The sequence below is a fragment of the Burkholderia sp. Bp9015 genome, assembly GCF_003853505.1.
Classification (GTDB): Bacteria; Pseudomonadota; Gammaproteobacteria; order Burkholderiales; family Burkholderiaceae; genus Burkholderia.
This window is the reverse complement of the sequence record NZ_QTPZ01000019.1, coordinates 61,532-75,598: the sequence shown is the minus strand read 5'-3', so window position 1 is coordinate 75,598 and position 14,067 is coordinate 61,532. Positions and strand designations below refer to the sequence as shown.

The following is a 14,067-nucleotide window of genomic DNA, read 5'->3' as shown; positions in this document are numbered from 1 at the left end:
CATCAGCTTCGGCGTGCCAATGACTGCCTGTAACAGGGCTACGACGCCACGGGGCTCTTTCACGTGCATCCTCCTGAACAAATCCGTCCGCCACGCACGCGCGGCGCTCCATCGATTCTAGGAAATGCAAACTTAAGGCGACGTGAAGATTGTCCCTGATTGCGCCGCCACTGCCGGCCGTGCAATCGACGGCTTCCCGCTCGGCGGTCGACGCGCCGCCGAAGCTGCGCGGGATACCGCGCGCCGACGATCGTGACCTGCCGCAGGGCCGTCTCGATCGCCGACGGTTCGCCGCTCGACGGTTCGCGCCGCCCCGCCGCCTCACCGCAGATTGGTCCGCGCCAGCTCGACGATCTCGTCGCCGCGCCCGCTGAGGATCGCGCGCAGCATGAACAGGCTGAAGCCCTTCGCATGCGCGAACTCCATCTTCGGCGGCATCGCCAGTTCGTACTTCGACGTCACGACGTCGACGACCGCCGGCCCGTCGTGCGCGAATGCGGTGCGCAGCGCGTGCTCGACGTTCTCCGAATGCTCGACGCGCACGCTGAAGATCCCCGCGCCCTTCGCGATCGCCGCGAAGTCGGTCGGGCTCAGGTCGACGTTCGTGTCGAGATAGCCGGCCGCCTTCAGCTCCATCGACACGAAGCCGAGCAAGCTGTTGTTGTAGACGACGATCTTGATCGGCAGGTCGAGCTGGCGCGCGGTCAGAAGATCGCCGAGCAGCATCGACAGTCCGCCGTCGCCCGACAGCGACACGACCTGCCGCCCAGGGTGCGCGCCCTGCGCGCCGAGCGCCTGCGGCATCGCGTTCGCCATCGAGCCGTGATTGAACGAACCGTGCAGCTGGCGCTTGCCGTTCATCGTCAGGTAGCGCGCGGCCCACAGCGTCGGCGTGCCGACGTCGGCCGTGAAGATCGCGTCGTCGGCCGCGACTTCGTCGACGATCTTCGTCAGGTATTGCGGATGGATCGCGCGGCCCGGCGGCTCGGCCACCGCGAGATCGTCGAGGCCCTTGCGCGCGGCCGCGTAGTGCTTCAGCGCGTTCTCGAGGAAGTGCCGCTGCGTCTTGCGCGTGAGGCGCGGCAGCAGCGCGGCGACCGTTTCCTTCACGGTGCCGACGAGGCCGAGCGCGAGCGGCGCGCGATGGCCGAGCTGCGAGCCCTTCCAGTCGATCTGCGCGACCTTCGCATTCGTCGGATAGAACGGCCGGTACGGGAAGTCCGTGCCGAGCATCAGCAGCGTGTCGCACGATTCCATCGCGTGATAGCCGGAGCTGAAGCCGATCAGCCCCGTCATCCCGACGTCGAACGGGTTGTCCCATTCGACGAACGGCTTGCCGCGCAGCGCATGCACGACCGGCGCGCCGAGCGTGTCGGCCAGCGCGACCACTTCGTCGTGCGCGCCCTGCGTGCCGCTGCCGCACAGCAGCGTGACCGCGTCCGATCCATTGAGCAGCGCCGCGAGCCGATCGAGATCGGCGTCCGCCGGCAGGATCGACGGTGGCGCCGAGTCGCTCCACGCGGGCGCTTCCTCCGGGCCGTCGCCGAGCGCGATGTCGCCCGGCAGCACGATCACCGCGACGCCGCGTTCCTCGATCGCGGTGCGCATCGCGCGCGCGAGCACGCGCGGGAACTGCGACGCGTTCGTCACGAGTTCCGCGAAATGGCTGCATTCGCGGAACAGGTCCTGCGGATGGGTTTCCTGGAAGTAGCCGAGGCCGATCTCGGTCGACGGAATGTGCGCGGCGATCGCGAGCACCGGCTGGTGATTGCGGTGGCAGTCGTACAGCCCGTTGATCAGGTGCAGGTTGCCGGGGCCGCAGCTGCCCGCGCACACCGCGAGCCGTCCGGTCGACGCTGCATCCGCGCCCGCGGCGAACGCCGCGCTTTCCTCGTGCCGCGTATGCATCCAGCGGATCGAGCCGATCTGGCCCAGGCTGAACGACAGGCCGTTCAGGCTGTCTCCCGTCACGCCCCAGATGCGCTCGACGCCCGCTGCCGCCAGCGTCTTCGCCAGGTATTCCGCCATCGTCTGTCTAGCCATCATGCCCTCGCTCGTTGATCGGTCGTCACACGATTGAATCGGCTCCGGCAGCCGCCTTCGCCGCTGACCGAACGAGCATACGCGATCGTGCCGCGCGGCGTCGTGAAGACGCGGGCGCCCCGCGCGGCAAGGCGCAGCGACGCGCAGCGACCGGATCTGCGGCAGTCCGCCCCTTTCGACGGCGTCGGGCAATCGTCGGCGCGTTGTCGCCGTTTCGTCTGAAACCTGAAACCGGACGGGGCGCCGGCGCCCCGCGCTCAGCCCCAGTCGGACGCCGACTCGTCGGGATCGACGAGCGTCAGCCCGGCCGCCGGCAGCGGCAGCGCGGTCTTGTAGCGCACCTGCTTCAGCGCGAAGCTCGACCGGATGTTCGACACGCCGGGAATCGTTGTCAGCCGCTCGATGATGAAGCGCTCCAGCGTGCGCATGTCGGGCATCACGACGCGCAGCAGATAGTCGGCGTCGCCCGACATCAGGTAACACTCCATCACCTCGGGCCGCTGCGAGATCGCCTCCTCGAAACGCTGCAGCGCATCCTCGACCTGCTTCTCGAGGCTGACCTGGATGAACACGTTGATCCGCAGCCCGAGCGGCTCGGGATCGAGCAGCGTGACCTGCTGGCGGAACAACCCGAGCTTCTCCAGCGCGCGCACGCGATTGAAGCACGGCGTGGCGGACAGGTTCACCGCGCGCGCGAGCTCCGCGTTCGTGATGCGCGCGTTCTGCTGCAGCTGGTTCAGGATGCCGATGTCGATGCGGTCGAGCCGACGCGGGTTTGCGCTCATGGTCGAAATATTCCGGAAGAGTGGCCACAACCGGAATATTTACACTATCCGTGAGCGAAATCCCAATGAAATCAGACGCATATTTTGCGGATCGGCGGGTAGCATGATCCGACCGATTGCCACTGATTGCGCGCCGCTCCGAACCGGCGCGCGGGGAGACCTGCGATGACGGACCTGTCGAACGGAATCGACGCCACACGGCGCGCGGGCGCGGCTCACGCCGACGCCGACCCGGAAGAAACCGCCGAATGGCTGGAAGCGCTCGACGCCGTCGTCGCGCACGTCGGCAAGGAACGCGCGCAGTACCTGCTCGGCCGGCTCGCCGCGCATGCGCACACCCGCGGGCTCGCGGCGCCGCGCGGCCCCGTCACGCCGTACCTGAACACGATCGCCGCGCACGAACAGCCGCCGTATCCGGGCGACGCCGAGCTCGAGGAACGGCTGTCCGCCGCGCTGCGCTGGAACGCGCTCGCGATGGTCGTGCGCGCGAACCGCGCATACGGCGAACTCGGCGGCCACATCGCGAGCTACGCGTCGGCGTCGGACCTGTTCGAAGTCGGCTTCAACCATTTCTTCCGTGCGGCGCCGGTCGACGCAGGCCATGAAAGCGGCCCGGGCGGCGACCTCGTGTACTTCCAGCCGCATTCGTCGCCGGGCGTGTATGCGCGCGCGTATCTCGAAGGCTTCCTCACTGAAGATCACCTGAAGCACTACCGTCGTGAAATCGCCGGGCCCGGGCTGTGTTCGTATCCGCACCCGTGGCTGATGCCGGATTTCTGGCAGTTCCCGACCGGCTCGATGGGCATCGGTCCGATCAACGCGATCTACCAGGCGCGCTTCATGCGCTACCTGCAGCATCGCGGGCTCGCGAACACCGCCGGCCGCACCGTGTGGGGCTTCTTCGGCGACGGCGAGATGGACGAGCCCGAATCGCTCGGCGCGCTGTCGCTCGCCGCGCGCGAAGGGCTCGACAACCTCGTGTTCGTGATCAACTGCAACCTGCAGCGGCTCGACGGCCCGGTGCGCGGCAACGGCCGCGTGATCGACGAGCTCGAAGCGCTGTTCGCCGGCGCCGGCTGGAACACGATCAAGGTGCTGTGGGGCTCCGACTGGGATCCGCTGTTCGCGCGCGATCACGCGGGCGCCCTCGCGCGCGCGTTCGCCGACACCGTCGACGGCCAGTTCCAGACCTTCTCCGCGAACGACGGCGCGTACAACCGCGCGCGCTTCTTCAGCGGCGACCCGGCGCTCGAAGCGCTGGCCGCCCAGCTCACCGATGCGGAAATCGACCGCCTGCGCCGCGGCGGCCACGATGCGCGCAAGCTGCACGCCGCGTATGCGCGCGCGCTCGCCCATCGCGGCCAGCCGACCGTGATCCTCGCGAAGACGATGAAGGGTTATGGAATGGGCACGGCCGGCCAGGGGCGGATGACCACTCACCAGCAGAAGAAGCTCGACGTCGACGACCTGAAGGCGTTCCGCGACCGTTTCCGGTTGCCGCTGTCGGACGGCGACGTCGAGCAGTTGAAGTTTTACAAACCAGCGGAAGACAGCCCGGAAATGCGTTACCTGCATGCACGCCGGGCTGCCCTGGGAGGCTATCTGCCCAGAAGGCGGATGGCGGCATCGAAGGGGCTGACCGTCCCTTCGATGCCGGCCTGGGGTGCGTTCGCGCTGGAGGCGGCCGGCCGCGAGATGTCGACGACGATGGCGCTCGTGCGCATGCTCGCCGCGTTGATCAAGGATCGCGACATCGGTCCGCGCGTGGTGCCGATCGTGGCCGACGAGGCGCGCACGTTCGGCATGGCGAGCCTGTTCCGGCAGGTCGGCATCTACTCGCCGCTCGGACAGCGCTACGAACCGGAGGATCTCGGCTCGATGCTCTATTACCGCGAGGACACGCGCGGCCAGATTCTCGAGGAAGGGATTTCGGAAGCCGGCGCGGTGTCGTCGTGGATCGCCGCCGCGACCGCGTACAGCGTGCACGACCTGCCAATGCTGCCGTTCTACATCTACTACTCGATGTTCGGTTTCCAGCGCATCGGCGACCTGATCTGGGCCGCTGCCGACCAGCGCTCGCGCGGCTTCCTCGTCGGCGCGACGTCGGGCCGTACGACGCTCGGCGGCGAGGGCCTGCAGCACCAGGACGGCAGCAGCCATCTCACGGCGTCGACGATTCCGAACTGCCGCGCTTACGACCCGGCGTTCGCGTACGAAGTCGCAACGATCATCGATGCCGGCATGCGCGAGATGGTCGAACAGCAGCGTGACGTGTTCTATTACGTGACCGTCATGAACGAGAACTATGCGCAGCCGTCGATGCCCGACGACGATCCGGCCGCACGACGCGAAGGCATCCTGAAGGGCATGCATCGGCTGCCGTCCGCAGTGAACGCGACCGCGCGCGTGCAGTTGTTCGGCGCGGGCGCGATTCTCGGCGAAGTGCTCACCGCGCAGCGGATGCTGAAGGACGACTGGAATATCGATGCAGCCGTGTGGAGCGTCACGAGTTTCAGCGAGTTGCAGCGCGACGGGATGGAAGCCGAACGGCTGTCTCGGCTCGGCGACGGATCGGCATCGTCGTATGTCACGCGGATGCTTGATGGAACGCAGGGCCCGGTAATCGCCGCGACCGATTACGTGCGTGCGGTGCCCGAGCTGATCCGCGCGTACGTGCAGCGCCGCTACGTGACGCTCGGCACCGACGGGTTCGGCCGCAGCGACACGCGCGACGCGCTGCGCGCGTTCTTCGAAGTCGATCGCGCGAGCATCGTGCTCGCCGCGCTGAAGGCGCTGGCTAATGACGGGGAACTCGATGCGGCGGCGCTGGATACTGCGCGCGAACGGCTCGGCAAGACGGTGCGGCAGCAGCCGGGCGCGGCGCCGTGGCAACGCTGAGCGCGCCATGTAGCGCCCATTTTCGAGATGGCGGGCGAAGACGAATAGGTAGAATAAGTCCATTCGTCAGGAGAATTGCCCGTGCCAACACCGAGATGTTCGAGCTTTTCCGAAGCGTTTCAAGCAAACATGACCGCGCTGCATATGCCCGTTCCCACAACGCTGTTTGCGACCCTGCAAACCGCGGTGGCGAGTGTCAGCACGATGATGGGCGCGCTCAAGACACTAGGTCCGGATGCGACGGTCGCGGAATTGTTTGGCGCGACCACGAAACTCGAAGTAGCAACCGTCGTTGGGGTGATCCTCGGCAGCGTCTATCTGGGCGCGGTCATTGGTAGCCTGATGGTCGCGACAGATGCTGCGTCGGCATGCGGCATCGGCAAACGGGGAACCGACCTGTCCTTGGCGGTTGCGCAATGGGGCGCGCGCCATCGCCTTGCGGTTCATCCATTGATCATGGCGCAAATCCTGCGGCATCCTGAAGTTCTCGCGCCCGGCCCGCATAGTTATCTCGGGTTGAAGGCAAACACTGCAATCCGGAGTACACGATGAAGTGGATTGTGGATCATTTGCTCCTCATCGTCACGGCGCTGATTTGCACCGCCGTAGGATGGACCATCATCGCCGCGACCGGCGAATGGTTTCCCACCCTGATGATAGTGATCGCGTTCGCAACGTTGTGGGGCGATAACGCACGACTGCGAAAGCTACTCGAGCAAAACGGCATCGACCCCAGACAGCGCAAGCGATAGGAGTCGATTCGTTACGCCGGCAAGGAAAGCTATGCCTGCCCCTCTGTTTGATCACGTGAAGATTGGCCCTTGGTTATGCGGCGTCACCGGCGAGGTCCGCGTGCCGGTCGTACTCACTTCGCTTCTCCCGCTTGCCGCTAACGCAGCATGCGCGGCCATCCACATCCCGCTGCACTAAACCGGCAGCGCATGCGTCGACAAAATCTCCTTGAGCACCATGAACGAGCGCACCTGCCGCACGCCGGGCAGGTACAGCAGCTGTTCGGCGTGCAAGCGATTGAAGCTCTCGTTGTCGCGCGTGCGGACCAGCATGAAGTAGTCGAATTCGCCGGTCACCACGTGGCACTCGACGCACCCTGACACCTTCTGGGCAGCCTTCTCGAATTCGGCGAACGCCTCCGGCGTCGAACGATCGAGCACGAAGCCGATCACGACCAGCATCCCGGCACCGAGCGGCTTCGGATCGAGCAACGCGACGATGCCGCGGATCAACCCCATCTCCTTCAGCCGCTCGACGCGCCGCAGGCATGCCGGCGCGCTCAGCTTCACCTTCGCGGCGAGGCTCACGTTCGAGATCGACGCGTCCTGCTGCAGCTGCCGCAGGATCGCGCGGTCGATGCGATCGAGCGCCGGCGCGGCATCGGCGGGGGCGGCGCTGCTGCGATCTAATTTCATTGCGTCTCCGATTGATTCTGCGAACCAAAATTATCTGCCTCTGCTTTTCTACATCGATAACGTAGGCGTTCATCATTTATTTCGCAAGCTCATTTCCCGGCGTCCTGCCTATCATCTTTGCATCGGGACACGGCGCACCGGCCGCACGCGACCGATCCGATTTCCTGCCCACCGTCTTTCGGAGACTGTCGATGAACCTGCAACGTTTCCCCCGTTATCCGCTCACGTTCGGCCCGACGCCGATCCAGCCGCTCAAGCGCCTGAGCGCGCATCTCGGCGGCAAGGTCGAGCTGTACGCGAAGCGCGAGGACTGCAACAGCGGCCTCGCGTTCGGCGGCAACAAGACGCGCAAGCTCGAATACCTGATCCCCGACGCGCTTGCGCAAGGCGCCGACACGCTCGTGTCGATCGGCGGTGTGCAGTCGAACCAGACACGCCAGGTCGCGGCCGTCGCCGCGCATCTCGGGATGAAGTGCGTGCTCGTGCAGGAGCACTGGGTCAACTACGAGGATCCGGTGTACGACCGCGTCGGAAACATCCAGCTGTCGCGAATGATGGGCGCCGATGTGCGGCTCGTCGCCGACGGTTTCGACATCGGCATTCGCCGCAGCTGGGAAGAAGCGATGGAGAGCGTGCGGCAGGCGGGCGGCAAGCCGTATCCGATTCCGGCCGGGTGTTCCGAGCATCCGCTCGGCGGACTCGGGTTCGTCGGCTTCGCGGAAGAAGTGCGCGAGCAGGAAGCACAGCTTGGCTTCAAGTTCGATTACATCGTGGTCTGCTCGGTCACGGGCAGCACGCAGGCGGGGATGGTCGTCGGCTTCGCGGCCGACGGGCGCGCGGATCGCGTGATCGGCATCGACGCGTCGGCGAAGCCGGAGCAGACGCGCGAACAGATCACGCGCATCGCGCGGCATACGGCCGAACTGGTCGGCCTGGGGCGCGATATCGAAGAGAAGGACGTCGTGCTAGACACGCGCTATGCCGGGCCGGAATACGGACTGCCGAACGATGGCACGCTGGACGCGATTCGTCTGTGTGCGCGACTGGAAGGCGTGCTGACCGATCCCGTCTATGAAGGGAAATCGATGCACGGAATGATCGACAAGGTGCGGCGCGGGGAATTCGAGCCAGGGTCGAAGGTGCTGTATGCGCACCTTGGCGGGGTACCGGCGTTGAGCGCGTATAGCGGGATTTTTCGGGAAGGCTGATCTGGCGACGCAGCAGACCGGCGAGGCTTGCGTGAGGTCGGCACTGCCTCGCGGGTGGGCCGCCTCCTGTCGATTCCCACTGGAAAGCCGCCTCGATCCGAGCTGAATCGCGACCGACCGGTACGTGAAGGTCGACGACTGCGTCTGGTCCTTCACGTGGATCCACGACATCGTGCTGCCAATGACGGACGGCCCCTGCGCGCACGCGGCCGACAGCAGCAGCCGCGGCGCCGGCAAACGGCGAACCGTTTCCACTTTCCTCATGTTTTATTTGCGCCGCACTGCTTCGCGCTATCCCGCCCGCGCGGGCGCGTACCCGGCTTGCGCGCGGCGAGGCGAATACAATTCACCCACGCCGACGCGCAGTCCAAGGCTCTCTCAGGCTCTCTGTGGCTCTCTTCGAATAGTTCAGTCACGCGCTGGCTGCCGCGTTTCGCCGGGCCGAATGTGTCGACACCGGCCCCCAAACCTGACGCGGCAAACAATAGTGACGCGGTGAGCAATAATAATGGAGAAAAATGGCATGTCAAGGTGATTCGCATTTTCAAAGTTTGCGTATTGCGTCACTTTTGAATATGCTCTTCGTCGCTCAAACCCAGGAGACCCCATCGAGATGCCCAATAGCGAGCAGGCCAACGTCGATCTCATCACCGCCACCAAGGTGCACGATCTGTTGACGCGCAACGGCATTCCGCCGCGCAGTCACAACACCACGATCGCGAACGTGCTCGGCCTCAGTTTCTCGGTCGTCACGCGCAAGATGAAAGGCCTGATCCCGTGGAACCTGTCGCAGTTGCAGGACATCGCGACGCACTTCGGCGTGCCGCCCGCGATCCTGCTCGACGACAAGGGCACGCAACCGGCCGCCGCCGAGATGATCGATGCGACGCTCGTGATCGAGTCGCGCCGCTTTCGCTGCCGTGCGGCGATCTCGGCGAAGGCCAGCAGCCAGATCGACACGGATTTCGTCGCGCTGCAGTGGCAGGGAGAATGGATCGTCACCGAACGCCAGCACGCGCGCGAAGGCCGCCTCTATCCGGTCGACGTGATCGAACTGCGCTCGAGCCAGCCGACCGTCTACGCGGCGCGGATCGCGGTGGTCGACGATTCGCAGGACGTCGCCGAAACCGTATGCGAATACTTCCTCGAAAAAGGCGTGAACGCGATTCCGTACTACGACGGCGCGTCGTTCCGCAAGGCGCTGGAGCTCGAGGATTTCGACGCCTACATCCTCGACTGGATGCTCGGCGACGAGACCGCGGCCGAGCTCGTGCGCGGCATCCGGTCGAGCGAAAACGGCGGCGCGCCGATCTTCCTGCTGACCGGCAAGATCTCCACCGGCGAGGCGAGCGAGGACGAAATCGCGCACATCGTGTCGCACTACAACGCGCGCTGCGAGGAGAAGCCGGTGCGCCTGCCGATCCTGTTCGCCGAAGTCGCCCGCGAACTGAAGCTCACGCAGCCGGCGCCGGCCGCGGTCGCCGCCGCGAATTGAGAGCCCCCCGAAAACCCATCACCACGCGCACACGAACGAAGGGACCGACATGCGAATTTCGACCATCTGGATCAAGAGCCTGCTCACCGCCGGCCTGCTCGGCATCGCCGCCGCGAGCTGGGCCGCGTCGTTCACGTTCACCGTCGACGGCAAGATCGGCCGCAGCAACCAGCCCGGCAAGACGGTGTTCGTCTTTACCGAGCAGGCGCTGATGGCGCTGCCGCAGCACACGATCGTCACGTCGACGAGCTGGACGCCGAAGGCGACCTTCACCGGCCCGCGCCTGTCCGACGTGCTGAAGACCGTCGACGCGCACGGCACGCAGATCGAGTTCCGCTGCATCGACGAATACACGTTCACGATCCCCGTGTCCGATGCCGACAAGTACGGCGTGATCCTCGCGCGCACGATGAACGGCAAGGTGCTCGGCAACGACAACTACGGCCCGCTGTGGATCATGTATCCGCGCGACCAGTACCCCGACGAGCTGAAGACGCCGCTCGGCGAAGCCAAGTTCGCGTGGCAGATCATCGGCCTGACCGTGAAGTAAGCGCGCGGCATGATGCGCGGGCGGTGGAAGAACAGAAAAATCATCCTGGTCCTGGGATCGCTGTGGATCCTGGGATTCGCCGCGTGGGCATTCCTGCTGTGGGACCTGCTCGCGACGTCGGTCAACGAGGGTGTGCTCGAGGGGCCGCGCGAAGGCGTGTTCTGGACCGCCGCGCAATACCGGAACGCGTATGCGCGCTTCGACCGGCAACTGATCCTCTACTCGACGCACGTGGACGACGACTTCGACCACGTTCAAATGCAGCTCGACAGCCTGTCGGTGTCGTTCGGGTTCCTGCAGCGGCCGTCCGAAGTGTCCGAATACTGGCTGCGCATCCCGCGCGCGCGTGCCGAAATCGCGGTGCTCGGCGCATTCATGGCGCGCCTGAAGCACGACGTGCCGCTGCTGCGCGATGCGCGGAACGATGCGCCACACGTGATCGACGACGTCAACGCGTACTGGCCGAAGGTCAACGGCCTCGCGAACTACTTCCGCGCGATCGAGATGGCGCAGCGCGACTTCACGTTCCATCAGCTGAAGGAAAAGCAGCGGGCGATCCTGTCGCTCGGCATCATCCTCGGCGTGATCCTGTGCGCGCTGTTCCTGCTGCTGTTCTATACGATGCGCACGCGCGAAGACCTGCTCGAACGACAGGACGCGGCGCTCGATGCGGAGCGCAAGGCATCCGATCGCGCGTTCGAGATGATCGAGGCGAAGAACGCGTTCCTCGGGATGGTCAGCCATGAACTGCGCACCCCGCTGCAGGCGATCTGCGGATCGATCGAGATCCTGCTCGCGCGGCCGCAATCCGACGCGAACCTGAAGACGATCCGGCGGCTGCAGAATTCCGCGTCGTCGCTCGAAGCGCTGGTCAAGGACCTGACCGACTACATCAAGCTGCGCTCGACCAAGCGCCTCGCGGAAACCGAAACGGTCGACATGGCGTCGCTGCTCGCCGAGGTGCTCGATCCGCTGCGCGAGAAGATCGCGACCAAGCGGATCGCCGTCGCACAGCGCGTCGAGCCTCGCGACCTCGCGATCCGCTCCGATCGCAAGCTGTTGCGTCAGGTGTTGTCGAACCTGATCGAGAATTCGGTGAAATACACCGTCGACGGATCGATCGACGTATCGGTCATGCTCGTCGACGCACCGGCCGGCCGGCAGTTGAAACTCGTCGTGCGGGACACGGGCGCCGGCATCGCGAAGCAGCACCTGTCGAAGATCTTCGAGCCGTTCTACCGCGCGAATGACGCGGTCGGCCTGCATGTGGACGGCATCGGGATGGGGCTCGCCGTCGTGCGCGAGATCGTGACGACGCTGCGCGGCCACGTGGACGTGCGCAGCGTCGTCGGCGAGGGCAGCGAGTTCGTCGTGACGCTGCCTGCCGAGGTGCCGGATGCCGGCGAAACGGCCGGCGACGCGCCGGCGTGGCCGGCCGCCGCCACGCACCGCAACCGCCGCGCGCTCGTGGTCGACGACAACGACAACGCGCGCGAAACGCTCGGCGCGATGCTGTCGGCGCTCGGCCTCGACGCCGATCTGTGCGGCACCGGCCAGGAAGGCGTCGCCCGTTTCGGCGACACGCATTACGACCTCGTCGTGCTCGATCTCGAGTTGCCGGACCTGAGCGGCTTCGAAGTCGCGCACCGCATGCGGATGGTCGCGCAACCGGACGACGACGGAAAGTTTCCGTCCATTGTCGGTGTCAGCGCATATGAATCGGCCGCGCTGCGCGAGAACCAGCGGGTGTTCGACGAATTCCTGCCGAAGCCTGTTCACCTGCGCGAACTTGGCGCGCTCGTCGAGAAGCTGCTCGGCTGAGCGTGGCCGCGACGCGTGACGGGCGGACCCTCTGACCGCCCGTGGCGCGGTTCCGCGCCTACTCGCCGATCAGATGCAGCACGATATCGCGACGATGCGGGGCGCGACGATGCTCGAACAGATAGATGCCCTGCCACGTGCCGAGCACCATGCGTCCGTGCTCGACCGGGATCGACAGCTGCACCTGCGTGAGTGCCGTACGCAAATGGGCGGGCATGTCGTCGGCGCCTTCGGTGTCGTGCTCGTAACGCGTGTCGTCCTCGGGCGCGAGCGTCGCGAAGTAGCGTTCGAGATCGCGCTGCACCGACGGATCCGCGTTCTCCTGGATCAGCAGCGATGCGGACGTATGGCGGCAGAACACGGTGAGCAGGCCGGTGCGAATCGACTGCTGGTCGACGAACGCGCGCACCTGCGGCGTGAATTCGACGAGGCCGCTGCCGCGCGTGTCGATGGCGATGTGCGTGATGGCCTGTTGCATGGCGATGCCTTCAGGCCAGCGCGGCGAAGCCGTCGGCTTCGATCTGCCGTGCATCGGCGGGGCGCACGACGCGTGCGACCTCGACGCCGTCGCGCAGGAACACCAGGGTCGGCCACAGCTTCACGCGGAACGAACGGCCGAGCGGGCGGCCCGGGCCGTCCTCGATCTTCAGGTGGCGCACGGCGGGGTGCGCCGCGAACGACGCCACGATCGCGGGTTGCGCGCCCGCGCAGATCCCGCACCAGTTCGCGCCGAATTCGATGACGGTCGCGCCGGCGAGTGCGTCGACTTCCGCGCGCGTGGGCGCTTCTTCGGAATAGCGTTGCGGGGTGTGCATCGGTGCCCTCATGTGCGATTCTGGAACGTGATCGCGCCGGGTCGGCGGGTGCGATCGGCGATGTCCTACTGTAGCGGAAAAGCCGGCGGGATGCCGGCGCGCGGACGCGCAAACCCGCCGTCGCAATGGCCGACGCCTTCCGTGCGCCGCCTGCGCACGACGCGCAATTCCCGTTCCTCCGTCGCGCCGCCCCTCCGGATGACACGACAAGAATCGGAGCGCCGCGCGGCCGCGACGGGATCAGCATGCGGACTGATCCGTCAACGAAACGAAGACCCCGACCATGAACGCTCCGCATCGCGTCACCGAACCGAACATCCTCTATTTCGGCACGCCCGTCGTGCTGGTCAGCACGCTGAACCTGGACGGCACGGCCAATCTCGCGCCGATCTCGTCTGCATTCTGGCTCGGCTGGCGCGCCGTGATCGGCATCGCCGCCAGCTCGCAGACCACCCGCAACCTGCTGCACACCGGCGAATGCGTGCTGAACCTGCCGTCGCCGGCGCAGGCGCACGCGGTGGACCGGATCGCGCGCACGACAGGCTCCTGTCCGGTGCCCGACGGGAAACGGGCCAAGGGTTATGTTTACGAACCCGACAAGTTCGGCACGGCCGGGCTTACCGAGGCGGCATCGCAAACCGTGTCGCCGCCGCGCGCGCTCGAATGCCCGGTTCACCTGGAAGCGGTCGTCGCGGCCGCGCACGGCCTCGCAGACGAAACACCCGACCTGCGCGGCAAGATCACGCTGTTCGAGCTGCGCATCCAGCGCGTGCACGTGCACCCCGACCTGCTGATGGACGGCCATCCGGACCGCATCGATCCCGACAAATGGTCGCCGCTGATCATGAGCTTCCAGAAGTTCTATGGACTCGCGCCGCATCAGGTACACGCGTCGCGGCTCGCCGAGATTCCCGAGCGCGCGTATCGCAGCCCCGACATCGAGCGCTCGCGCGACGCGGCCGCGCCGGCCGGTACGCCACAGCCGATCGGATAAGATACGGCCGGCCACCCTCATTGGCCCATGA

General features: G+C 66.1%; 13 protein-coding genes. 8 read left to right on the top strand and 5 right to left on the bottom strand.

Going from position 1 to position 14,067, the window contains the following annotated elements:
• Positions 1-321: 321 nt before the first annotated feature.
• A complete protein-coding gene (poxB, locus tag DIE12_RS20950; RefSeq protein WP_124487146.1) occupies positions 322-2,043 on the bottom strand; it encodes a ubiquinone-dependent pyruvate dehydrogenase in 1,722 nt (573 codons plus the stop codon).
• 257 nt (positions 2,044-2,300) lie between these two features.
• On the bottom strand, positions 2,301-2,828 hold the full coding sequence (locus DIE12_RS20945) for an Lrp/AsnC family transcriptional regulator (protein WP_124487053.1): 528 nt from the start codon (positions 2,826-2,828) through the stop codon (positions 2,301-2,303).
• Between the two features lie 165 nt (positions 2,829-2,993).
• Between DIE12_RS20945 and mdeB the strand changes: the two genes are divergently transcribed.
• From mdeB to DIE12_RS20930, 3 genes are all read left to right on the top strand, one after another.
• Positions 2,994-5,726, top strand: coding sequence for an alpha-ketoglutarate dehydrogenase (gene mdeB / locus DIE12_RS20940; RefSeq protein WP_124487054.1), 2,733 nt, complete (start codon positions 2,994-2,996; stop codon positions 5,724-5,726).
• Between the two features lie 129 nt (positions 5,727-5,855).
• Positions 5,856-6,278, top strand: coding sequence for a hypothetical protein (locus DIE12_RS20935; RefSeq protein ID WP_124487055.1), 423 nt, complete (start codon positions 5,856-5,858; stop codon positions 6,276-6,278).
• Positions 6,275-6,478 (top strand): hypothetical protein, encoded by a 204-nt coding sequence (locus DIE12_RS20930; RefSeq protein ID WP_124487056.1) that lies wholly within the window; start codon positions 6,275-6,277, stop codon positions 6,476-6,478. Before DIE12_RS20935 ends, DIE12_RS20930 begins: the two co-directional genes overlap by 4 nt.
• A gap of 174 nt (positions 6,479-6,652) precedes the next feature.
• Here the strand turns inward: DIE12_RS20930 and DIE12_RS20925 are convergent, their stop codons facing one another.
• On the bottom strand, positions 6,653-7,153 hold the full coding sequence (locus DIE12_RS20925) for an Lrp/AsnC family transcriptional regulator (RefSeq protein WP_124487057.1): 501 nt from the start codon (positions 7,151-7,153) through the stop codon (positions 6,653-6,655).
• 191 nt (positions 7,154-7,344) lie between these two features.
• On the opposite strand from DIE12_RS20925, the gene DIE12_RS20920 reads away from it, so the two are divergent.
• The 4 genes from DIE12_RS20920 to atsR all read left to right on the top strand — a co-directional run bounded on the left by DIE12_RS20920 (position 7,345) and on the right by atsR (position 12,227).
• A complete protein-coding gene (locus DIE12_RS20920; RefSeq protein WP_124487058.1) occupies positions 7,345-8,361 on the top strand; it encodes a 1-aminocyclopropane-1-carboxylate deaminase in 1,017 nt (338 codons plus the stop codon).
• 613 nt (positions 8,362-8,974) lie between these two features.
• Entirely contained in the window at positions 8,975-9,856 is an 882-nt protein-coding gene (locus tag DIE12_RS20915) for a helix-turn-helix domain-containing protein (RefSeq protein WP_124487059.1), read from the top strand.
• A gap of 49 nt (positions 9,857-9,905) precedes the next feature.
• On the top strand, positions 9,906-10,406 hold the full coding sequence (locus DIE12_RS20910; protein ID WP_124487060.1) for a molybdopterin-dependent oxidoreductase: 501 nt from the start codon (positions 9,906-9,908) through the stop codon (positions 10,404-10,406).
• A 9-nt stretch (positions 10,407-10,415) separates the two neighbouring features.
• Positions 10,416-12,227: a hybrid sensor histidine kinase/response regulator AtsR gene (gene atsR, locus DIE12_RS20905; RefSeq protein ID WP_124487061.1), complete on the top strand. Its 1,812-nt coding sequence runs from the start codon at positions 10,416-10,418 to the stop codon at positions 12,225-12,227.
• Positions 12,228-12,285: 58 nt separating this feature from the next.
• On the opposite strand, the gene DIE12_RS20900 is transcribed toward atsR, so the two are convergent.
• Both DIE12_RS20900 and DIE12_RS20895 read right to left on the bottom strand, forming a co-directional pair.
• Positions 12,286-12,705, bottom strand: coding sequence for a secondary thiamine-phosphate synthase enzyme YjbQ (locus DIE12_RS20900; RefSeq protein WP_124487062.1), 420 nt, complete (start codon positions 12,703-12,705; stop codon positions 12,286-12,288).
• A 10-nt stretch (positions 12,706-12,715) separates the two neighbouring features.
• On the bottom strand, positions 12,716-13,042 hold the full coding sequence (locus tag DIE12_RS20895) for a thioredoxin family protein (RefSeq protein WP_124487063.1): 327 nt from the start codon (positions 13,040-13,042) through the stop codon (positions 12,716-12,718).
• A 283-nt stretch (positions 13,043-13,325) separates the two neighbouring features.
• Between DIE12_RS20895 and DIE12_RS20890 the strand changes: the two genes are divergently transcribed.
• Entirely contained in the window at positions 13,326-14,036 is a 711-nt protein-coding gene (locus DIE12_RS20890; RefSeq protein WP_124487064.1) for a flavin reductase family protein, read from the top strand.
• Positions 14,037-14,067: the final 31 nt, after the last annotated feature.